General features: G+C 68.6%; 19 protein-coding genes. 9 read left to right on the top strand and 10 right to left on the bottom strand.

The window, feature by feature from the left end:
* Nucleotides 1-33 precede the first annotated feature (33 nt).
* The 3 genes from uvrD to polA form a co-directional block, all read right to left on the bottom strand.
* The gene (gene uvrD, locus BMW54_RS14330; protein WP_090057259.1) at nt 34-2,238 is read right to left on the bottom strand and encodes a DNA helicase II; all 2,205 of its coding nucleotides are present in this window, start codon (nt 2,236-2,238) and stop codon (nt 34-36) included.
* Nucleotides 2,239-2,410: 172 nt separating this feature from the next.
* Nucleotides 2,411-2,629, bottom strand: coding sequence for a hypothetical protein (locus BMW54_RS14325; RefSeq protein WP_090057258.1), 219 nt, complete (start codon nt 2,627-2,629; stop codon nt 2,411-2,413).
* A gap of 332 nt (nt 2,630-2,961) precedes the next feature.
* Nucleotides 2,962-5,688, bottom strand: coding sequence for a DNA polymerase I (polA, locus tag BMW54_RS14320; protein WP_090057255.1), 2,727 nt, complete (start codon nt 5,686-5,688; stop codon nt 2,962-2,964).
* A 94-nt stretch (nt 5,689-5,782) separates the two neighbouring features.
* Between polA and BMW54_RS14315 the strand changes: the two genes are divergently transcribed.
* Nucleotides 5,783-6,301 carry a DUF2782 domain-containing protein gene (locus tag BMW54_RS14315; RefSeq protein WP_175472877.1) on the top strand — a complete coding sequence of 173 codons (519 nt, stop codon included), beginning with the start codon at nt 5,783-5,785 and terminating at the stop codon, nt 6,299-6,301.
* A 6-nt stretch (nt 6,302-6,307) separates the two neighbouring features.
* Here the strand turns inward: BMW54_RS14315 and BMW54_RS14310 are convergent, their stop codons facing one another.
* A complete protein-coding gene (locus tag BMW54_RS14310; RefSeq protein ID WP_090057254.1) occupies nt 6,308-7,006 on the bottom strand; it encodes a glutathione S-transferase in 699 nt (232 codons plus the stop codon).
* 45 nt (nt 7,007-7,051) lie between these two features.
* Nucleotides 7,052-7,930, bottom strand: a complete 879-nt coding sequence (locus BMW54_RS14305; protein ID WP_254779378.1) for a LysR family transcriptional regulator — start codon at nt 7,928-7,930, stop codon at nt 7,052-7,054.
* A 108-nt stretch (nt 7,931-8,038) separates the two neighbouring features.
* On the opposite strand from BMW54_RS14305, the gene BMW54_RS14300 reads away from it, so the two are divergent.
* The gene (locus tag BMW54_RS14300; protein ID WP_090057250.1) at nt 8,039-9,028 is read left to right on the top strand and encodes a bile acid:sodium symporter family protein; all 990 of its coding nucleotides are present in this window, start codon (nt 8,039-8,041) and stop codon (nt 9,026-9,028) included.
* A gap of 68 nt (nt 9,029-9,096) precedes the next feature.
* Here BMW54_RS14300 and purH read toward each other — a convergent pair whose 3' ends face one another.
* The 3 genes from purH to BMW54_RS14285 form a co-directional block, all read right to left on the bottom strand.
* The gene (gene purH, locus BMW54_RS14295; protein WP_090057247.1) at nt 9,097-10,686 is read right to left on the bottom strand and encodes a bifunctional phosphoribosylaminoimidazolecarboxamide formyltransferase/IMP cyclohydrolase; all 1,590 of its coding nucleotides are present in this window, start codon (nt 10,684-10,686) and stop codon (nt 9,097-9,099) included.
* A 71-nt stretch (nt 10,687-10,757) separates the two neighbouring features.
* Complete coding sequence (locus BMW54_RS14290; RefSeq protein ID WP_090057246.1) at nt 10,758-10,991, bottom strand: helix-turn-helix domain-containing protein; 234 nt, start codon at nt 10,989-10,991, stop codon at nt 10,758-10,760.
* Nucleotides 10,992-11,217: 226 nt separating this feature from the next.
* Nucleotides 11,218-12,051 (bottom strand): zinc-ribbon and DUF3426 domain-containing protein, encoded by an 834-nt coding sequence (locus tag BMW54_RS14285; RefSeq protein WP_090057243.1) that lies wholly within the window; start codon nt 12,049-12,051, stop codon nt 11,218-11,220.
* Between the two features lie 73 nt (nt 12,052-12,124).
* Between BMW54_RS14285 and prmA the strand changes: the two genes are divergently transcribed.
* Entirely contained in the window at nt 12,125-13,024 is a 900-nt protein-coding gene (gene prmA, locus BMW54_RS14280) for a 50S ribosomal protein L11 methyltransferase (protein ID WP_090057241.1), read from the top strand.
* 47 nt (nt 13,025-13,071) lie between these two features.
* Here prmA and BMW54_RS14275 read toward each other — a convergent pair whose 3' ends face one another.
* Nucleotides 13,072-13,908: an MlaA family lipoprotein gene (locus tag BMW54_RS14275; RefSeq protein WP_090057239.1), complete on the bottom strand. Its 837-nt coding sequence runs from the start codon at nt 13,906-13,908 to the stop codon at nt 13,072-13,074.
* Between the two features lie 176 nt (nt 13,909-14,084).
* On the opposite strand from BMW54_RS14275, the gene rpoZ reads away from it, so the two are divergent.
* The 4 genes from rpoZ (at nt 14,085) to recG (ending at nt 19,222) form a co-directional block, all read left to right on the top strand.
* Complete coding sequence (gene rpoZ / locus BMW54_RS14270) at nt 14,085-14,375, top strand: DNA-directed RNA polymerase subunit omega (RefSeq protein ID WP_090057237.1); 291 nt, start codon at nt 14,085-14,087, stop codon at nt 14,373-14,375.
* A 111-nt stretch (nt 14,376-14,486) separates the two neighbouring features.
* A complete protein-coding gene (locus tag BMW54_RS14265; protein ID WP_090057234.1) occupies nt 14,487-16,667 on the top strand; it encodes a RelA/SpoT family protein in 2,181 nt (726 codons plus the stop codon).
* 36 nt (nt 16,668-16,703) lie between these two features.
* Nucleotides 16,704-17,087: a RidA family protein gene (locus tag BMW54_RS14260; RefSeq protein WP_090057232.1), complete on the top strand. Its 384-nt coding sequence runs from the start codon at nt 16,704-16,706 to the stop codon at nt 17,085-17,087.
* A 29-nt stretch (nt 17,088-17,116) separates the two neighbouring features.
* Complete coding sequence (gene recG, locus BMW54_RS14255; RefSeq protein WP_090057827.1) at nt 17,117-19,222, top strand: ATP-dependent DNA helicase RecG; 2,106 nt, start codon at nt 17,117-17,119, stop codon at nt 19,220-19,222.
* 68 nt (nt 19,223-19,290) lie between these two features.
* Here the strand turns inward: recG and BMW54_RS14250 are convergent, their stop codons facing one another.
* Nucleotides 19,291-20,256: a mitochondrial fission ELM1 family protein gene (locus BMW54_RS14250; protein WP_090057230.1), complete on the bottom strand. Its 966-nt coding sequence runs from the start codon at nt 20,254-20,256 to the stop codon at nt 19,291-19,293.
* A 134-nt stretch (nt 20,257-20,390) separates the two neighbouring features.
* Here BMW54_RS14250 and BMW54_RS14245 point away from each other — a divergent pair, with 134 nt between their 5' ends.
* Nucleotides 20,391-20,984 carry a malonic semialdehyde reductase gene (locus BMW54_RS14245; protein WP_090057228.1) on the top strand — a complete coding sequence of 198 codons (594 nt, stop codon included), beginning with the start codon at nt 20,391-20,393 and terminating at the stop codon, nt 20,982-20,984.
* A gap of 73 nt (nt 20,985-21,057) precedes the next feature.
* Complete coding sequence (locus BMW54_RS14240; RefSeq protein ID WP_090057226.1) at nt 21,058-21,645, top strand: YceI family protein; 588 nt, start codon at nt 21,058-21,060, stop codon at nt 21,643-21,645.
* Nucleotides 21,646-21,673: the final 28 nt, after the last annotated feature.

The following is a 21,673-nucleotide window of genomic DNA, read 5'->3' as shown; positions in this document are numbered from 1 at the left end:
GACGCGGCGAGCTTCCGTTCCGCGCGACGCCCGTCAGAGCGCGGTGAGGTTCGCGTAAGCGTAAACCAACCACTTGCTGCCGGCATCCTCGAAGTTGACCTGCACGCGCATGTGCGCGCCGGCGCCTTCCGCGCTGACGATCGTGCCCTCGCCGAACGTCGGGTGCCTGACGCGCTGGCCCAGACGAACGGGCGAGGGCTCCTCCAGCGACGACGCGGCGAAGCGGTCGGCATAGGCCGGACGCGACACGTGCACGCGCGGACGCAGTTCGTCGATGAGTTCCGGCGGGATCTCGCCCAGGAAGCGCGACGGCCGGGCGAGCATCTCGGTGCCGTGCATGCGGCGCGACTCGGCGTGCGACACGTAGAGGCGCTCGCGGGCACGCGTGATGCCGACATAGGCCAGGCGGCGTTCTTCCTCCAGCCGGTTTTCCTCCTCGGTGGAGCGCTGGCTGGGGAACAGGCCTTCCTCCATGCCCACGAGGAACACGACGGGGAATTCGAGCCCCTTCGCGGAATGCAGCGTCATGAGCTGCACGCAGTCGTCCCACGCCTCGCCCTGGCCTTCGCCGGCTTCGAGCGCGGCATGCGACAGGAAGGCGGAGAGCTCGTTGAGGCCGGCGTCGACATCTTCCGGCGTCATCTCGAAACGGCTGGCGACGTTGACCAGCTCGTCCAGGTTCTCGACGCGCGCCTCGCCGTTGCCGCGCTTGTCGTTCTCGTAGAAGTCGCGCAGGCCGGTGTGGACGATCGCGTGTTCGATCTGCTCGGCCAGGTCCAGCGCGGTCGGTTCCTCGTCGGCCTCGGCATCGCCGCGACCGGCGAACGTGCGCGCCAGGTTGTCGATCAGACCGATGAAGGCCTTGATGGCGTTCTTCGCGCGCCCGGCCAGCGAACCGATCGAGGCCTCGGTCAGCGAGGCCTCCCACATCGAACTGCCGTCGGCGCGCGCACGGCGGCGCAGCTCGTCGAGCGTTCGATCGCCGATGCCGCGCGGCGGCGTGTTCACGGCGCGCTCGAACGCGGCGTCGTCGTGGCGATTGGACGCGAGGCGCAGGTACGCGAGCGCGTCCTTGATCTCCGCGCGATCGAAGAAGCGCAGTCCGCCATACACGCGGTAGGGCAGGTCGCGCTGGATCAGTTGTTCTTCGAAGTTGCGGGACTGCGCGTTGGAGCGGTACAGGATGGCGCAGTCGCGCGCGTTGCCGTGCTCGGCGATGTATTCGCGGATGCGCTCGATGACGAAGCGTGCTTCGTCCTGCTCGTTGTAGGCCGCATACAGCGCGATGCGCTCGCCTTCGCCGCCGTCCGTCCACAGCTGCTTGCCAAGACGGCCGCCGTTGCGCGCGATGACCGCGTTGGCGGCGTTGAGGATCGTCGAGGTCGAACGGTAGTTCTGTTCGAGGCGGATGGTCTTCGCGCCGGGGAAGTCGCGCAGGAACTGCTGCACGTTCTCCACCTTCGCGCCGCGCCAGCCGTAGATCGCCTGATCGTCGTCGCCCACCACGAAGGCCTGGCCGGTATTGCCCGCGAGCACGCGGATCCATGCGTACTGCAGCGTGTTGGTGTCCTGGAACTCGTCGATCAGCAGGTAGCGCCAGCGATCCTGATAGTGCTTCAGCACCTGCGGATCCTTCAGCCACAGCTCGTGCGCGCGCAGCAGCAGCTCGGCGAAATCGACGAGACCGGCGCGCTGGCATTGCTGCTCGTACGCCTTGTAGATCTCCACGAAGGTGCGCGTCACCGGGTGGTCACGGTGCTCGATCGCGTCGGGGCGCTTGCCCTCGTCCTTCCAGTTGTTGATCTGCCAGGACGCCTGGCGAGGCGGAAAGCGCGCCTCGTCGAGGCCCATGCCCGCGATCACGCGCTTGATGAGGCGCTGCTGGTCGTCGGAATCCAGGATCTGGAAGCCCTCGACGAGACCCGCCTCGCGCCAGTGCCGGCGGAGCAGGCGGTGCGCGATGCCGTGGAACGTGCCGACCGTCAGCCCCTGCGTGCCGCCCGGAATCAGTCCGTCCAGGCGCGCGCGCATCTCGCCGGCCGCCTTGTTGGTGAACGTCACCGCGAGGATCGCCCACGGTGGCACCCGTTCGACCTGGGTCAGCCAGCCGATGCGGTGGGTGAGGACGCGGGTCTTGCCGGAGCCGGCGCCCGCGAGGATCAGGTAGTGGCCGGGCGGGGCGCTGACGGCCTCGCGCTGGGCGTCGTTCAGGGAGTCGAGCAGGTGGGAAACGTCCATCGGGACATTGTAGCGGAGGGCCGCCTGAGGCCTGCGCTGCAGGCCTGGGAGATGGGAGGTGGGAAATGGGGGCGCACTGACGACTGGCTTCGATGTCGAGAGCCGTCACGACACCAGCCCCCTCAGTCGACCAAGGCGCCGCCCCCAACTCCCATCCCCAACCCCCCGACGATCATTTCTTCCGCGCGATCCCCGCCACCGCCACGATGCCGCCGATCACGATGCCGGCGATGCCGATCCACTGCGGAATGGCCTTGTCATGGGTGGCTTCGATCTTGGCGGGGCCGATGGACGCCACCGTATCGGTCTTGCTGTAGCTGCCGTTACCCAGGGTCACCCAGAGACCGAGGCCGATGAGGATGACGCCGACGACGATGAGACCTGCACGCATGTGGATTCCTCCCGTTGAATGTGGCGCCGAGGATGCGTGGGCCCATGTGGAGGGATCGTGTGGGCAAAAAAAACCCCGAGAGCCAGGGGAGCTCTCGGGGCCGGTGACCGACATGACCCAGGGGAAGATCGTGCCGGCCGCAGGGTGACCCCAGGGAGGCGGAGTCCACCGATGGGACGCCGTTGCGTGCGTCCGAAGCTTTAGACGGCCGGAGCCATGGAAAGTTGCAACGCCAGGCCGAAAAAAGTCAGTTGGCGTTCATCGGTAATGCTTTCAGACGCTTGCGGACCCGACGATGGCCTGGCCTTAGGGAAATTTAACGCCGGAAGGTCTCAGTGTGCCTCGTCCCAGTTGGCTCCCACGCCGATGTCGACCTGCAGCGGCACGCTCAGGCTGGCGGCGCCGGTCATGTGTTTCTCGATACCGGCGCGGACCTCGTCCACCGCGTCCTCGCGCACCTCGAAGACGAGTTCGTCGTGCACCTGCATCAGCAAACGCACGTCGTCGCGCGGCTCGATCCAGGCCGCCACCGCGATCATCGCGCGCTTGATGATGTCCGCCGCCGTGCCCTGCATCGGCGCGTTGATCGCCGCGCGCTCGGCGCCGGCGCGGTGCGCCTGGTTGCGCGACTTGAGGTTCTCCAGGTACAGCCGGCGGCCGAACAGCGTCTGGACGTAGCCATCGCGATGGGCCTGTTCGCGGGTGGCGTCCATGAAGGCGCGCACACCCGGGTAGCGCGAGAAGTAGCGGCCCATGTAATCGGACGCCTCGCCGCGGTCGACGCCGAGCTGGCGCGCGAGGCCGAACGCGCTCATGCCGTACATCAGGCCGAAGTTGATCGCCTTCGCCGCGCGGCGCTGGTTCGGCGTGACCTCGTCGGGCGTCACGCCGAAGACTTCCGCCGCCGTGGCGCGGTGCACGTCGCCGCCTTCGCGGAACGCGCGCACGAGGCCTTCGTCGTTCGAGAGGTGGGCCATGATCCGCAGCTCGATCTGCGAGTAGTCGGCGGCGACGATGCGCCAGCCGTCGGGCGCGACGAACGCCTGGCGGATGCGCCGGCCTTCCTCGGTACGCACGGGGATGTTCTGCAGGTTCGGGTCGGACGAGCTGATGCGTCCCGTCGCGACGGCGCCCTGGTGATAGCTCGTGTGCACGCGGCCCGTGCGCGGATTGACGATGCCCGCGAGCTTGTCGGTGTACGTGGAGCGCAGCTTGGCGAGACCGCGGTATTCGAGGATCAGTCGCGGCAGTTCGTGCGCATCGGCGATCGCCTCCAGCGCTTCCTCGTTGGTCGAGGGCTGGCCGGTGGGCGTCTTGATCTTCGCCGCGAGGCCGAGCTCGTCGAACAGCACGGCCTGCAGCTGCTTCGGCGAGTCGAGGTTGAACTCGTGGCCTGCGGACGCGTACGCCTGCTGTTGCAGTTCGACCATGCGCTTGCCGAGCTGCTGGCTCTGCATGCGCAGGTTGTCCGCGTCGATCAGGACGCCCGTGCGCTCCATCTTCGCCAGCACCGGCACGAGCGGGATCTCGATGTCCGTGTACACGCTGCGCAGCGAAGGCTCCGCTTCGAGCTTCGCCCAGAGCGCCTGGTGCAGGCGCAGCGTGATGTCGGCATCCTCGGCGGCGTAGCGGCAGGCGATGTCGCAGTCCACGTGCGAGAACGGGATCTGCTTCGCCCCCTTGCCGGCCACTTCCTCGTACTTGACGGTCGTGTACCCGAGGTAGCGCGAGGCGAGGGAATCCATGTCGTGGCGCGTCGCCGTGGCGTTGTAGACATACGACTCCAGCATCGTGTCGTGCGCCAGGCCGCGCAGCGCGATGCCGTAGTGCGACAGCACGTTGATGTCGTACTTGCCGTGCTGGCCGACCTTGGGCCGCGTGGCGTCCTCGAGGATCGGCTTCAGCGCGCCCAGCACGTGCTCCGTCGACAGCTGCTGGGGCGCGCCGGGGTAATCGTGCGTGAGCGGCACGTACGCCGCCTTGCCCGGCTCCACCGCGAGCGAAAGACCCACGATGTCGGCGCGCATCGCGTCGATGCTCGTCGTTTCGGTGTCGAAGGCGATCAGTGGCGCGGTCTCGAGCTTCTCGAGCCACGTCGCGAGCGCGGCCTCCGTGACGACGAGCTCGTACTCCCCGTCCACGGAAAGCGCGGCGTCGACCACCGGGGCGGGGGACGCCGGGGTTGCCGCGGCGGGAGCCGGTGCGGCGGCATCGCCGCCGGCTTCCAGTTCCTTCAACGCCGCCTTGAAGTCGTAGCGGGCGTAGAGCTCGCGCAGCGCCTCGACGTCGCGCTCGCGCATCGCCAGGTCGGTCGGCCCCTGCTCGAGCGGCACGTCGGTACGGATCGTGACCAGTTCGCGGGACAGGGGCAGGCGCGGCATCGCGGCGCGCAGGTTCTCGCCGATCTTGCCGCCGATCTTGTCCGCGTTCGCGAACAGGGCATCGAGCGTGCCGTACTCGCCGAGCCACTTGGCCGCGGTCTTCGGGCCGCACTTCTCCACGCCGGGCACGTTGTCGATGCTGTCGCCCATCAGCGTGAGGTAGTCGACGATCTGCTCGGGGCGCACGCCGAATTTCTCGATCACGCCGTCGATGTCCATCGTCGTGTTCGACATCGTGTTGATCAGCACGATGTGCGCGCCGACGAGCTGGGCGAAGTCCTTGTCGCCGGTGGAGATGATCGTGTCGATGCCCTGCGCCGCGGCCTGCACGGCCAGCGTGCCGATCACGTCGTCGGCCTCGACGCCCGGCACGCAGAGGATCGGGAAGCCCAGCGCGCCGACGATCTTCATCATCGGCTCGATCTGCGCGCGCAGGTCGTCGGGCATGGACGGCCGGTTCGCCTTGTAGTCGGCGTAGAGGTCGTCGCGGAACGTGCGGCCCGGCGCGTCGCAGACGAAGGCCACGTAGTCGGACCCGGCCTTCATCGTCGTGCGCAGCATGTTGACGATGCCGAACAGCGCGCCCGTGGGCTCGCCGAAGGTGTTGGTCAGGGGAGGCAGCGCGTGGAACGCGCGGTACAGGTACGAGGACCCGTCGATGAGCGTGAGCGTAGGCATCCCCGGATTCTCTCACGGCCCCGCGTGGGGCGTCCGTTCACGCCGCCGCGGGCGCCGGAATTGCTATCCTCGACTCCCCGTACGGAGACCCTCCATGAACCGCTCGCACGCTCTCGTCGCCGCGCTTGCCCTGGCCCTGGCGCTCCCCGCCGCCGCCCAGAACGCCACGGATCCCAAGCTGAAGGCCCTGCCGCCGCCGGCGCTCAACGATCCGGGCCATCAGCCGGGCGAGCCGGACCGCTCGGGGCAGAAGCCGGTCCCCCGCCCCGTGCCCTACGACCAGGCGCAGGACGCCGACCAGTACAAGTCCACGCCGGCCACGTCCGACGCGCAGGGCTCGAAGGTCTCCGCCGCCAACCTGCCGGACCTGGGTTCGGACGGCGTGCCGGAGATCGTGGAGAAGCAGGAGGGCGAGAACAAGATTCAGGAGTTCCGCCAGAACGGCAAGCTCTACCAGGTGGTCGTCGTCCCGAAGAACGGCATCCCGCAGTACTACGACGTCGACGACGCGGGCAACCGCACGCTCCGCGGCACGATGCAGAACGGCGTCCGCCCCACGGAGTACAAGGTGTACGAGTGGGGCAACGCGCCGAAGCCGGTCGATTCCAACTGAGTGGCGTTACCCGTCGAGCTCCGGGTAATGCCGGAAGATCCCGTTCGTGTTGAACGGGATCCGCCGTTCCGAAGCGAGGTAGGCGGCGACGTTCGGCCGGTCGGCGACGCGCTTCGCGAGGTCGCGCAGCAGCGGCACCTTCTGCCGGGCCATCGCCTTCGGGAACGCGTAGTCGAGGCCGGCCATCACCTGGAACAGCGACAGGTCGACATAGGAATGCTGGCGTAGCGGGAAGCGGCCGCCGCCGCGGTCGATCGCCTTCTCGAAATAGCCCAGGAACTTCGGCACGCGGTTCTCGCGGAAATCCTTCGCGCGCCGCTTCGCCTCGTCGCGCTGGTCCTCGTAATACTCGGACGACGATACGGGATGGTGCGAGTCGTGCACCTCCGCGACGAAGTCCGTGATCGTCAGTTCCAGCTGGTGCGCGTACAGCGCGGCCGCCTCGCCTTCGGGCACCAGGCCGTGCCTGGGTCCGAGGTAATGCAGGATGTTCGCCACCTGCGCGATCACCAGCCGGCCGGACTTGAGGAACGGTGGCGCGAAGGGCAGGGCGCCCGCGTGCTCGCCGTCGAGGAACGGCATGATGGCGTCGTCGCCTTGCTCGCGCGCCACGTCGACGTAGGGCGCCGCGGCGTCCTCGAGGCACAGGCGGACGAACTCGCCGCGTCCCTGCAGGCCCGTCCAGTAATAGAGCTGGTACGCCATCGCGATCCTCCGTCGGGTCAAAACCGGACGATGCCGCGCGGTCGCTCAAGCCAGCGTGAGCGCGGCGTCCCGGAAGGTGTCCCACGCCGTCTGGGCGGGTGGCGACAGCGAACGCGCCCGCCGGCGAACGAGCGTCACCTCGCGATGCACCTCGGGGTTGAGGCGCAGCGCGACCAGCCCCGGCCGCATCGCGTCCAGCGAGAGCGCGGGCGTGACCGTGACGCCGAGCCCGGCCTCGACCATGCGGAACGCCGTGTGCGGATGGCCGACCTCCAGGGTCACGTTCGCCGCTATGCCGCGCGACGCGAAGGCGGTGTCGATCAGGCGGCGGCTGCCGGAGGCGTGGTCGAGCAGCACGAGGTCTTCGCGCGCCAGCGCCTTCCACGCCACGGCGCTTCTCGACGCCAGCGGGTGGTCGTGGCGACAGACCAGGCGGAAAGGATCGCGAAGGATCGTCTCCGTATCGAACTCCTCCGCGGTGGCCGGTTCGACGCTGAGGCCGAAATCGACCTCGCCGCCCCGCACCGCGTCGAGCACCTGCGCCTGCGCCTGATCGCGCAGCAGGATCTCCAGCGAAGGATGGTCCTTCGCGCAGCGCGCGATGCCCAGCGGGACGAGCGCGGCGGAAAGGGTCGGCACGGCCGCGATGCGCACCCGGCCCCGGAGCGGATCCGCCTGCGCCCGGGCGTGCGCGAGCACGCCGTCCAGCTCGTCGAGCACGCGCGACAGCGCCCGTTCGAGGTAGCGGCCCGCTTCCGTCGGCACCACCTCGCGCGTGCTGCGGTCGAACAGCCGCACGTCGAGTTCGGCTTCGAGATCGGCGATGAGCCGGCTCACCGCGGGCTGCGTGAGATGCAGGGCGTCCGCGGCCCGGCGGAAATGGCGATGGCCCGCCACGGCGAGGAAGGCGCGAAGCTGGCGCATCGAGACATTCATGCCGTAAATCTATCACCGAATAAGATAAAACGATTTGCCTTATGGATCGCCCGGCGTTGCAATAGGCTCCACTCCCGCGCCGACCGACACGCCGCCATGCGCCGCTTCCTGCCCGATGGATTCACCCTGTCGCTGATCGCGACGGTGCTGCTCGCCAGCGTTCTCCCCTGCCGGGGCGCGGTCGCCGGCGTCTTCGGCGTCGTCACGGACCTCGCGATCGCGCTGCTGTTCTTCCTGCATGGCGCGAAGCTGTCGCGGGCCGCGGTGGTGGCCGGCATGACGAACTGGCGGCTCCACCTCACGGTGCTCGCCAGCACGTTCGTGCTGTTCCCGTTGCTCGGCTTGGTGCTGAAGCCCGTGCTGGCGCCGCTCGTGTCGCCCGATCTCTACCTCGGCATCCTGTTCCTGTGCACGCTGCCGTCCACGGTGCAGTCGTCCATCGCGTTCACGTCGATCGCGCGTGGCAACGTGCCGGCGGCGATCGTGTCCGCGTCGGCGTCGAGCATGCTGGGCATCTTCATCACGCCGCTTCTGGTGGGCGTGCTGATCGCCGGGTCGGGGCAGGGCGCCCTCTCGTGGGATTCGATCGGCGCCATCGTGCTCCAGCTGTTCGTCCCGTTCGTCGCGGGTCAGGTGGCGCAGCGCTGGATCGGCGGCTGGGTGACGCGCCATGCCGCGCTGCTCACGTACGTCGATCGCGGTTCGATCCTGCTGGTGGTGTACACCGCGTTCAGCGCGGCGGTGCTGCAGGGTCTGTGGCATCAGTTGCCCGTGCCCGTCCTCGCCGGGCTGATCGTGGTCAACGCGGTGCTCCTGGCCTGCGCGCTGCTGATCACCCGCTACGGTTCGCGCGCGCTCGGCTTTTCGAAGGAGGACGAGATCACGATCGTCTTCTGCGGCTCGAAGAAAAGCCTCGCCTCGGGCGTGCCGATGGCGAAGGTGCTCTTCGCCGGCCATCCGCTGGGCCTGATCGTGCTGCCGATCATGCTGTTCCACCAGATCCAGCTGATGACCTGCGCGGTGCTGGCGCGACGTTACGCGTTGCGCCGCGAGGAAGGGGCGCGCCTGAAGGTCGCCGTGCGCTGAGTCGCCCTTCGGCAGCGACGTGCCTGCCGAAGGGTGGGAGTCGATCGCATCGGCGATCCGGGATCGCCTCAGTGGCGGAAGTGCCGCACGCCCGTGAACACCATCGCCATGTCGTGCTCGTCGGCCGCGGCGATCACCTCGCTGTCGCGCATCGAGCCGCCCGGCTGGATCACGGCGCGGATGCCCGCCGCGGCGGCGGCGTCGATGCCGTCGCGGAACGGGAAGAACGCATCGGAAGCCATCGCGCTGCCCGGCACCACGAGGCCGGCTTCCTCGGCCTTGAGGCCCGCGATCTTCGCGCTGACGACGCGGCTCATCTGGCCCGCGCCGATACCGATCGTGCGATTGTCCTTCGCGTAGACGATCGCGTTGGACTTGACCATCTTCGCCACGCGCCAGGCGAACAGCAGGTCGTCGAGTTCGGCCGTCGTCGGCTGGCGCTTGCTGACGACCTTGAGTTCGTCGCGCCGCACCTGGCGATGGTCGGCCGTCTGCACCAGCAGGCCCGAGCCGACGCGCTTCACGTCGTGGGTGTTGCGGCCATCGCCCGGCGGAATCTCCAGCACGCGGACGTTCGCCTTCTTCGCCGCTTCCTCCACGGCGCCAGCGTCGACCTGCGGGGCGATCAGCACCTCGACGAACTGGCGCTTCAGGATCGTGCGCGCCGTCTCGGCGTCGAGCGGGCGGTTGAACGCGATGATGCCGCCGAACGCCGACGTCGGATCGGTCGCATAGGCGAGTTCATAGGCGGCCAGCGGGTCCGCCGCGACGGCGACGCCGCACGGATTCGCGTGCTTCACGATCACGCAGGCGGGGGCGTCGAACTGGCGCACGCATTCCCACGCGGCATCCGCGTCGGCGATGTTGTTGAACGAGAGTTCCTTGCCCTGCAGCTGGCGGAACGTCGCGAGCGTGCCCGGCGCGGGATACAGGTCGCGGTAGAACGCGCCGGCCTGGTGCGGGTTCTCGCCATAGCGCAGGTCCATCACCTTCACGAAGCGGCCGTTCGACTGCTCCGGGAATTCGTTGCGGCCCGCGACCTTCGTGTGCGTCTCGTCGAGCGTGACGCCCGAGAGGTAGTCGCTGATCGCGCCGTCGTAGTTCGACACGCGATTGAACGCGGCGACGGAAAGACGGAAGCGCGTGGCGCGGGTCAGGCCGCCCTTGCCTTCGATCTCGGCGAGCGCCTCGTCGTACTGCGCGGGATCCGTGAGCACGCCGACGTCGTTCCAGTTCTTCGCCGCCGCGCGAAGCATCGCGGGGCCGCCGATGTCGATGTTCTCGATGGCGTCTTCGAGCGTGCATGCCGGATCGGCGACCGTGCGTTCGAACGGGTAGAGGTTCAGCACCAGCAGGTCGATCGGCAGGATGCCGTGTTCGGCCATGACGGCGTCGTCGGTACCGCGGCGGCCGAGCAGGCCGCCATGCACGCGCGGGTGCAGCGTCTTCACGCGGCCGGCCATGATCTCGGGGAACCCGGTGAGCTCGCCGACGTCGCGCACGGGGATGCCCGCGTCGCGCAGCGCCTTCGCGGAGCCACCGGTGGAGAGGATGTCGACGTTCGCAGCGACGAGGCGACGGGCGAGTTCCGTCAGGCCCTGCTTGTCGGACACGCTGACGAGCGCACGGCGGACGGGAACGAGATCGGGCGTGGACATGGGCACTTCCGGGGAGGAAAGCGCGCCATTATAGCCGCCCGGACGTCCGCGCGGCCCGGCGGGTGGCCGGATCAGGAAATGCCGTGCGCGGCGAGCTTCTTGCGCAGGGTGGCGCGGTTGATGCCGAGCGCCACGGCGGCACGGCTCTGGTTGCCTTCGTGGAAGGCGAGCACTTCGCGCAGCAGGGGGCCTTCGACTTCACGGATCACGAGGGCATGCAGGCCTTCGCCGAACTCGGTGTCACCGATGTCGGCCAGGTAGCGACGGACCGTGCGGCTGACGCATTCGCTGAGGGCACTCTGCATGGAGGTTTCGTTGGCAGCCTCGACAGCAGTCAGTCTCACAGCGTTCAAGGCATTCCCCTCTCGCAGGCCGAAGCGGTCGCCTCGGTCGGTTCGTGTTCGTTTCGGTCGCTTGGAAGTGCGCTCGGGACGCGTCCTTCCGGACGGCCGCGAAGTCGCGAAGGGGACCGAGTCTACTCGCCCCCGGGAGCGAATTGCAGACTTGCAAAAAGAAATTTTTTCGAACGGCTCAGTCGAAGCTGAAGGCGAAAGCGACGGCTCGCTGGCCCGGGTCTTGCACTTCGAACACCATCGCCGAGGTGGCGCCCGCCGCCATGCCGCGTGAACGGGTGCCGGCGTCGCCCACGTAGTCCTCGGGCTGGAAGCGGCGCATCGCCAGGCGATGGCCTTCGGCGTCGGAGAGCGCGATCGTGACGACGGGATACGGTTGGGCGAACGTCGCATCGTTGCGCACGCTCGCCGTGATGAGCAGGCCGTCGGCGACGGACGGATGCTGTTCGACGTCGCGCGCGAGCAGGCGCAATTGCGACGGCGCCGCGACGAGCGGAAGATGGCAGCCCACCATCGCGCAACCGCTCGCGAGCATCGGCCCCACCGTCGCGTCGGCGATCAGCACGTCGCGTTTCGCCCAGGCCAGTTGTGCGCCGAGACCGAGCACCAGCACCGTGCACGTCGCGATCCACGCGGCGGTGCGCCACGAGCGTCGCTTCGCGCGCGCGAAGCGTGGTGTGAACGTCAGCTGCGAGAAATCCTCCTCGACCGCGTCCGTCGCGACCGCTTCGTCCGTGACGGCCTCCGCCGCGTCGGCGGGCGCGTCCGTCCAGGGCTCCGGCACCGGCTCGGGCCGCGGCCGGAACACCGCCACGTCGGCGAGCGGCGGCTCGCGATCCAGCGCGTGCTCCTCCAGTCGCGTGAAAGGCTCCGGAGGCAGCTGGCCGGCGAGCGTCCCGAGCGCGTTGAAGACGGTCTCGCAATGACCGCAACGCAGGCAGCCGCAGGCGGGCACCAGCAGCTCGGCTTCCAGCTTGTAGACGGTGAGGCACTCGGGGCACTGCGTATACATCGGCCGATCATAACGGCCGCGCCGCGTCCTTGCGCGGCTAGAATGAGGCCCCGCTTCCCCGATGGTCCCATCCATGCCCTGGCTCGAACTTTCCCTGACGATCCGTGCCGCCGAACAGCCGCGCGTCGAAACCGCGCTCGAAGACCTCGGCGCGCTTTCCATCACGCTGCAGGACGCCGACGCCGAGACGCCGGACGAGGAAGCGATCTTCGAGCCGGGCGTCGGCGAGATTCCGCTGTGGAACCAGATCGTGCTCAACGCGCTGTTCGACGCGGATGCCGACCGGCGCGGCCTCACCGCCGCGATCGCCGACCACCTGCCGTTCATCGAGCCCGCCAACATCGTCTGGCGCGTCGTCGACGACCAGGACTGGGAGCGCGCCTGGATGGACCAGTTCAAGCCGATGCCGTTCGGCCGGCGCCTGTGGGTCTATCCGTGGAACATCGAGCCTCCGGTGGAGGGCGACATCGTCGTCGTGCGCCTCGATCCCGGCCTCGCGTTCGGCACCGGCACCCATCCCACGACGGCGATGTGCCTCGAGTGGCTCGACGGCCAGCAGCTTGCCGGCAAGACCGTCCTGGACTACGGCTGCGGCTCCGGCATCCTCGCCATCGCCGCGCTGAAGCTCGGCGCGTCGCGGGCGGTGGGCATCGACAACGATCCGCAGGCGCTGCTCGCCTCGCGCGACAACGCGGAGCGCAACGGCGTCGACGCGGACCTCCAGGTCTACCTTCCCGGCGAAGCTCCCGCCGTGCCCGCCGACGTCCTCGTCGCGAACATCCTCGCCGGCCCGCTGGGTGAACTGGCCCCGACGTTCGCCGCGGCCGTGAAGCCCGGCGCGCCGTTCGCCCTCTCCGGCATCCTGCAGGGCCAGCATGAGGAACTGCTGGTGCGTTACGCCGAGTGGTTCGACGACCTGGACGTGCGCACGATGGAGGACTGGGTCCGGATCAGCGGCCGCCGCAAGGCCTGAGTCGCCAGGACGCCATCAAAAAGAAAGGGCCCCGAGGGGCCCTTTCTTCATTCGACCTTGGGGTCGTTCTGCTTTTCCCAGGAGTGCTGCTCCTGGAGGAGCTTGTCCGGGTCGAAGCCCTGGTCGTCGTTCAGGCCCTGCATCTCCTCGATCGCCGAGGCCGGCGGGTTGCCGTAGTAGATGTTGTACAGGCGCTGCTGGCGGTAGGCGTCGCGCACGAAGACGTACGGGTCGTAGGCCGAGGCGAGGAAGCTCTCCGCGTCGATGCCGCGCGAGCGCAGGGTCACGAGGTAGAGCAGCTGCGGCACGTACTGCTGGCCGTACTTGAAGTCGTGGTTGCGGCTGTAATAGCTGAGCGGGTCGAAGAAGTAGCTGTCGACCGGCAGGCGCCAGACGTCGCGGACCGTGGTCGGGCCGACGAACGGCAGCACGAGGTAGTCGCCCTCGGGCACGCCCCAGCGGGCCAGCGTCACGCCGAAGTCGTTGTCTTCCAGCGGGATGCCCAGCAGGCTGGCGGGATCCTTGAAGCCGAGGAAGCCGATCGTCAGATTCACCACGAAGCGGCCAGTCGTCTGCAGCGCCTGCTTCGGACGGAACTGGAGCAGGTCGTTGGCGACCGTGATCGGCAGGCGGATGTTGGTGTAGAAGTCGCTGATCGCCGTGCGCACCGGCGGGTTCGTGACCTTCCGGTAGCCGACCGCGACCGGGCGGATGACCGCCTTGTCGAGCTTGTCGTTGAACGCGTACACCTTGCGGTTGAACTTCTCGTTCGGGTCGTCGGTGCGTGGCGGGGCGACGTGACAGGCCGCGAGCAGCGCGACGGCCACGAGGCCGAGGAGGGTACGGGCGGTCCGGGCAATCCGGTGCGGGGTCGTGGGGCGCATCGCTGGGGCTTTAGGGGTGGGGCGGTGGTTTAGTGTACCGCGCGGTTTTATTATTTGCACTAAAAGCCGTCCGTCCTGGTCAGAACCGCGCATGATACCCCTACCCCGATTGCCAGCCAACGGGCCGGACCGGTAAACTGCACGGTCAGAAGTGTCTTTATTGTCAAGGATTTGAAATGGCCCGTATTACCGTCCAGGACTGCCTCGAGGTAGTCGACAACCGCTTCGAGCTCGTGCTCATGGCGACCAAGCGCGCCCGTCAGCTGTCCAAGGGCGCCGAGCCGACGCTCGATCCGAACAACGACAAGCCGACCGTGCTCGCCCTGCGCGAGATCGCCGCGCGTCGCGTCAACGACGACATGATCGACGAAATCGACCGCGCCGCGCGTGAACGCGCCGAGCGTGAAGCCCTCGAGTGGGCCGCCACCGAAGTGGACGACGACCTCTCGAAGGGTGGAGATGACTGATGACGCCGGGTCGCTGTCGGCCCTGCATTCATCCGTATTCCGCGCACGTTGATGCGCGGCCGCTGAAGCCGCGCGCGGGAGGCGTCGCCCTCTGAGGCGATCGATCCTTCCATGGAAGTCATCCCTGCGAAAAAGCTGACCGACGTGGTCGATGACGGACCGGTGCCTCCGTATGTGCAGGCGCTGGAAGAGCGCGTGGGCGCGTATCTGCCGCACGATCAGGTGATGCGCATCCGCCGCGCGTTCCTCGTCGGCGCGGCGGCGCACGAAGGCCAGACGCGCAAGTCCGGCGAGCCGTACATCACGCATCCGGTCGCGGTGGCGCAGGTGCTCGCGGACCTCGGCCTCGACGCCGAGACGATCATCGCGGCGATCCTGCACGACACCCTCGAGGACACCCGCCTCGAACGGCCGGAACTCGCCGGCGAGTTCGGCGAGACGGTGGCCGAGCTGGTCGACGGTGTCACCAAGCTCGACAAGATGCGCTTTTCCAGCCGCGCCGAGGCCGACGCCGAGAGCTTCCGCAAGATGCTCCTGGCGATGGCGCGCGATCTGCGCGTCATCCTGATCAAGCTCTCCGACCGCCTGCACAACATGCGCACGCTCGGCGCGAAGGATTCCGACTCGCGCCGTCGCATCGCGCGCGAAACGCTCGAGATCTACGCGCCGATCGCGCAGCGCCTCGGCATGAACAAGTTCAAGGCCGAGCTGCAGGACCTCGGCTTCAAGGCGCTGTATCCGGATCGCCACCGCATCATCGGCGAGCGCATCCGCGCCGCGCTCGGCAATCGCCGCGAAGCGATGGCCAAGATCGAGATGGCGCTCGAGGGCCGCCTCGCCGCGGAGAAGATCCCCGGTCGCGCGGTCAGCCGCATCAAGTCGGCGTGGAGCATCTATTCGAAGATGCGCAGCGAGCACAAGTCGTTCGCGCAGCTGATGGACGTCTACGGCTTCCGGGTCATCACCGATTCCGCCATGCACTGCTACATGGCGCTCGGCGCCGTGCACGGCCTGTACAAGCCGGTCGACGGCCGCTTCAAGGATTTCATCGCCATTCCCAAGGGCAATGGCTACCAGTCGTTGCACACCGTGCTGCTCGGGCCGTTCGGCGCGCCGATCGAGATCCAGATCCGTACCTCGGAGATGGAATCCGTCGCGGAGCGCGGCGTCGCGGCGCACTGGGCGTACAAGAGCGATTCGGGCCCCGCGAACAGCGCGCAGGCGCGCGCCCGCGAATGGCTCTCCGCGCTGGCCGACAGCCAGGCCAACACGCCCTCGGCGTCGGAGTTCCTCGAGGCGGTGAAGATCGACCTCTTCCCGGACGAGGTCTATCTGTTCACGCCGCGCGGCGACATCTTCTCGCTGCCGCGCAACGCCACGGCGCTCGACTTCGCCTACGCCGTGCACACCGACGTCGGCGACCACGCGGTCGCCGCGCGCGTCGACAAGAAACTCGTGCCGCTGCGCACGCGCCTCGTCTCCGGGCAGCAGGTGGAGATCATCACCGCGCCGTCGGCCGTGCCGAACCCGGCATGGCTCGAGGCCGTGGTCACCGGCAAGGCCCGCACCGCGATCCGGCAGTACCTCAAGCACCTCCAGCACGAGGACGCCGTCGATTTCGGTCATCGCATGCTCGATCGCGCGCTCGACGCGCGGGGCACGAGCCTCGACTCGATCCCCGCCGGCGTGCTCGACCGTTTCCTCGACGAGGCCAAGCTCAAGCGGCTCGAAGAGTTGCTCTCGGAGATCGCGCTGGGCAACCGCTTCGCCGATCAGGTCGCGACGCAGCTGATGGGGCTGCTCGGTCCCCGCGAGGACGAACCCCACGCGCATGCCGAGCACGCGGCGGAGAAGATCCGCATCAGCGGTGCGGAGCGTGGCGTCCTCAGCTTCGGCAACTGCTGCCACCCGCTGCCGGGCGACGAGATCGTCGGTTTCCTCTCGTCGGGCAAGGGCATCGTGGTCCACCGCGTGGAGTGCCCGAACGTCGCCGAGTTCCGCAAGACGCCGGAGCGCATCGTCGCCATCGAATGGGATCGCGACGTGTCGGGCGACTACCGCGCCGAACTGCGCATCGAGGTGCTCAACCGTCCGGGCGTGCTCGCCACGGTCGCGGCGGCGATCGCCGACGCCGGCTCGAACATCGAGAACGTCGAGTACATCGAGCGCGACAGCACGGCCGCGACGCTGCTCTTCGCCATCGAGGTGAAGGACCGCAAGCACCTCGCGGACGTCATGCGCCGCGTGCGCCGCACGGGTGTCGTCAGCGGCGTGTATCGCCACCCCCTCTGACGATAGACTGTCCCGATACCCCATCGAGGACGTCACATGACCCGCAGCATCATCGCCACCGACAAGGCGCCTTCGGCCATCGGCCCGTACTCGCAGGCCGTGCGCGCCGGCAACACCGTGTACTTCTCGGGCCAGATTCCGCTCGATCCGGCGACGGGCAACCTCGTCGAAGGCGACATCACGGCGCAGACCCGCCGTGTCTTCGACAACCTGACCGCCGTCGCCGAAGCGGCCGGCGGCAAGCTGTCCGACATCGTGCGCGTGGGCATCTACGTCACCGACCTCGGCGACTTCGCCGCGGTGAACGCCGTGATGGCCGAGTACTTCCAGCAGCCGTACCCGGCGCGGTCGACGATCGAAGTCTCCGCCCTGCCGAAGGGCGCGAACGTCGAAGTCGACGCGATCCTCGTCCTGCCCTGAGTCCGCCAGCGATCGCCGTGCCCCGCAGCCTGGCCCCGACCACCGCCGCGCCACCCGCGGACGCGGCCCATGCGCCCCTGACGACGCTCGGGGGCGTCGGTCCCGCGCTCGCCGAAACGCTCGGCAGGCTGGGCCTGCGCACCGTGCAGGATCTCTGGTTCCACCTGCCGTTGCGTTACGAGGATCGCACCCGCGTGGTGCCGATCGGCGACCTGCGCCCGGGCGACCGCGCGCAGGTCGAAGGTACCGTGGACTTCGTGGAGCGCGGCTTCCGCTTCCGCCCGCAGCTGAAGGTGATCGTCGGCGACGAATCGGGCAGGGCGCTCCTGCTGCGGTTCTTCCACTTCCGCAAGTCGCAGGTCGACCAGTTGCCCAAGGGCGCGCGCCTGCTCTGTTTCGGCGAAGTGCGCCAGGGCCCGCAGGGTCTGGAGATGGTGCATCCGCAATACCAGCGGATCGAACCGGACGATCCCGTGGTGGTCGACGAGCGCCTCACGCCGGTCTATCCGACGACGGAAGGACTCGGGCCGCGACGCCTCGCGGGCGTCGTGTCGCGCGCGCTGACCCATCTGCCCGCCGACGATCGGCTGGAACTCATTCCCGACGACGCGGGCCTGCCGCCGGGCATGACGTCGCTGCGCGATGCCCTGCTCTACGTGCATCGTCCGCCGCCGGAAGTCGACCTGCGCCAGCTCGGCGAAGGCGCGCATCCCGCGCAGAAACGCCTCGCGTTCGAAGAACTCCTGACGCAGCACCTCACGCTGCGACGCATGCGCGCCGCGGTGAAGAAGCGCAAGGCGCCCGCGCTGAAGAGCGCCGGTGCCTTGCGCAATCGCCTGCTCGCCGGGCTCCCGTTCGCGCTCACGGCGGCGCAGTCTCGCGTGTCGCAGGAGGTCGCACGCGATCTCGTGCGCGCGCACCCGATGCTCCGTCTCGTGCAGGGCGACGTCGGCAGCGGAAAGACCGTCGTGGCCGCGCTCGCCGCGGTGGCGGCGGTGGAGGCCGGCTACCAGGTGGCGCTGATGGCGCCGACCGAGCTGCTGGCCGAGCAGCACCTGCGCAATTTTCGCGCGTGGCTCGAACCGCTGGGTCTCAAGGTCGAGTGGCTGGCCGGCAAGGTGCAGGGCAGGGCGCGAAAGACGGCGCTCGGGCATGCCGCCGATGGCAGCGCGCACGTCGTCGTCGGTACGCACGCCCTGATGCAGGAGGGCGTGGCGTTCGCGAAGCTCGGCCTCGTGATCGTGGACGAGCAGCACCGCTTCGGCGTGCACCAGCGCCTCGCGCTGCGCGACAAGGGCGCCGAGGGCGAACTCATCCCGCACCAGCTCGTGCTCACCGCGACGCCGATTCCGCGCACGCTGGCCATGAGCGCCTACGCCGACCTCGACGTCTCGTCCATCGACGAGCTGCCGCCGGGTCGCACGCCGGTGCAGACCTCCGCGATCTCCAGCGAGCGCCGCTACGACGTGATGGAGCGCATCCATGCCGCGTGCATGCAGGGTCGCCAGGTCTACTGGGTGTGCACGCTGATCGAGGAATCCGAACAGCTCGTCGCGCAGGCGGCCGAGGTCGCGCATGCGGAGCTGACCACCGCGTTGCCCGACCTCGCGGTCGGCCTGATCCACGGCCGCATGAAGCCGAAGGAAAAGCAGGCCGTGATGGACGCCTTCAAGGCCGGCGAACTCTCGGTGCTCGTCGCCACGACGGTGATCGAGGTGGGCGTCGACGTACCGAACGCGAGCCTCATGGTGATCGAGAACAGCGAGCGCCTCGGCCTCGCGCAGCTGCACCAGCTGCGTGGTCGCGTGGGACGCGGGTCGGTCGCATCGAACTGCGTGCTGCTCTACCAGACGCCACTGTCGCGCCTGGCGAAGGAGCGCCTGCAGGTGATGCGCGAGACGAACGACGGGTTCCGCATCGCGGAGAAGGATCTGGAACTGCGCGGCCCGGGCGAAGTGCTCGGCACGCGCCAGACGGGCCAGCTGCAGTTCCGCATCGCCGACCTGGCGCGCGACGCGCACCTGATGCCCGACGTGCAGCGCGTGGCCGAGGCCATGATGAAGCACCATCCGGATCGTTGCGAGCGCCTCATCGCGCGCTGGGTCGGCGACGCCGCCCGCTACGTCGACGCCTGACCAAGAGCATCGCCGATACGATCGGCGACCCCGCGGCAGCGGGCCGAGAGCGGTTGACGCCGTACGCTTCAGCCAGGCCCCAGATGCCGCCGCACTTCCGCCGCGATCGTCGCGGTCTCGCGCAGTGCAGGCTGCCGATCGGGCGTCGCCGCATCGATGGCATGCAGCAGCCCCGCCGCGCGAAGTTCGGCATGGAAGCGCTCCAGCTTCGGCGGCAACGGCGAGGACACCACCGTATGCACCGGACGACCCGTGGCGCAGGCCTCCGACAGCATGTTCACCGAATCCGGCGTCACGACGAGCCGGTCCGCCCAGCCAAGGATGCCGGGATAAGGATTGGGTCCGTCGGCCGTCCCGGTCCACACCAGCCCAGGGACACCCGCGAAGGCTTCCCGAAGGCGCGGCAGGAAGGCGGCCGGCGTCCGCCGCGACGCGACGGCGAGCACCGAGCCTCCCTCCGAGACATGTCGCGCGCGCACCGCGGCGAGGAACGCGTCGAAGGCATGCGGATCCGCGGGTGCGCCGTGCCGGTCGCCACCGATCAGCACGCCGAGGCGCGGCCGCGGCAGCTCCCCGAACGACGGGAACCCCGCGCGTCCGTCCTCGAGCCATGCGTCGTCGATGGGATGTAGCGACCCGAGCGGCGAGAGCACGTTGTCGCCATGCAGGCCGTCGTGCCGCGGCGCCACGACCAGATCCCAGTGCGCGGTATCGATGCGCGGATCGAGGATCTGCACCGCGAGGGTCGCGCCGGCCGACCAGCGGCGGATCAGCCGCGTCGCCCATGCGGCCTGCCGGCCGCATCCGATGGCGAGCCGCGGCCAGGGCGGAAGCAGGGCGTCCTCGCCGCGCGCCAGCGCCATTCGCGGCCCCGGCAACAGGCGCGGCGCCAGCCAGGACCATGGCGCGCGCAGATCGATGGCGATTTCGCGGAACGACGGGGTCAGCGCCTCGGCGAGGGCGAGGGCCTGCCGCCGGTTGCCGGCCGCGCCGTCCGTCAGGACCCAGCAGGCGTCGCGTGGCAGGCCGTTCATGGCCGCGCCGTGCGGTGGATTGTTGTCGATTTCGGCACAGTTCGTTCCCTGGCTGACCGTTCATTCGCGCGTCGTGGCGCTTACACTCTCACGGTGCCGGCGATCCGGCGTACCGCCACTGTACAAGGATACCCATGAGCTCTCCGCTGAACGATGCCGCGCTCGATCAGATCTTTCGTAACGCGCGCACCTACAACGCCTGGCAGGACAAGGAGGTGCCCGAGGCGCTGCTCCACCAGCTCTACGACCTGGTGAAGATGGGCCCGACCTCCGCCAACTCCTCGCCGATGCGTCTGGTGTTCATCCGCTCGAAGGACGCGAAGGAGCGCCTGCGCCCGTTCCTCTCGGAGGGCAACCTCGCCAAGACGATGGCCGCGCCGGTCACCGCGATCGTCGCGACGGATTTCGCCTTCTACGACAAGCTGCCCGAGCTGTTCCCGCATGCCGACGCCCGCAGCTGGTTCGTGGGCAACGAGGCGCTGGTCCAGGCCACGGCGTTCCGCAACAGCTCGCTGCAGGGCGCCTATCTGATCCTGGCCGCCCGCGCGCTGGGCCTCGATTGCGGTCCGATGTCCGGTTACGACCAGGCGGGCCTCGACGCCGAGTTCTTCGCCGGCACCCCGGTGAAATCGAACTTCCTGGTCAACATCGGTTACGGCGACGCGGAAAACGGCCTGTTCCCGCGCAACCCGCGCCTGGCGTTCGACGACGCCGCCCAGATCCTCTGATACCTTTCGGGCGGCGACCCGATGCTGCCGCCTTTACATGGCCGTACTTAAACTTCACTGCAGGAGTCACACCATGCGCGTCCTTCGTTATGTCGCCCTCGCGGGCCTGCTCGCCACCGCCGGCACCGCCGTCGCCGCCCCGGTCACGTACAAGCTCGACCCGGGCCATACGATGGTCCTGTTCAGCTGGAACCACTTCGGCTTCTCCAACCCGTCGGCCAACTTCGGCGACGTCGACGGCACGCTCGTCTACGACGAGGCCGACCCGTCCAAGGCCACCGTCGAAGCCACGCTGCCGCTGTCGGGCCTCGACAGCTTCGTGCCGAAGCTCGACGAGCACCTGAAGTCGGCCGACTTCCTCGATGCCGCCAAGTACCCGAACGTCACCTTCAAGAGCACCAAGGTCGTTCCGGCCGGCAAGGGCAAGCTGAAGGTCACGGGCGATCTCACCGTCCACGGCGTGACCAAGCCGGTCACCCTCGACGTCACGCTGAACAAGTCCGGTCCGCACCCGATGATGAAGGTGCAGACGGTCGGCTTCGACGCCACCGCCACGATCAAGCGCTCGGACTTCGGCGTCGGTCAGTACGTGCCGAACGTGTCGGACGAGATCAAGATCCGCATCACCACCGAAGCGCACGACGCCTCGGCGAAGAAGTAAGCCCATCCTTCAACGGATGAAGACGAAC

This window comes from Luteibacter sp. 329MFSha, assembly GCF_900111665.1.
Classification (GTDB): Bacteria; Pseudomonadota; Gammaproteobacteria; order Xanthomonadales; family Rhodanobacteraceae; genus Luteibacter.
This window is presented reverse-complemented; position numbering and strand designations above follow the sequence as displayed.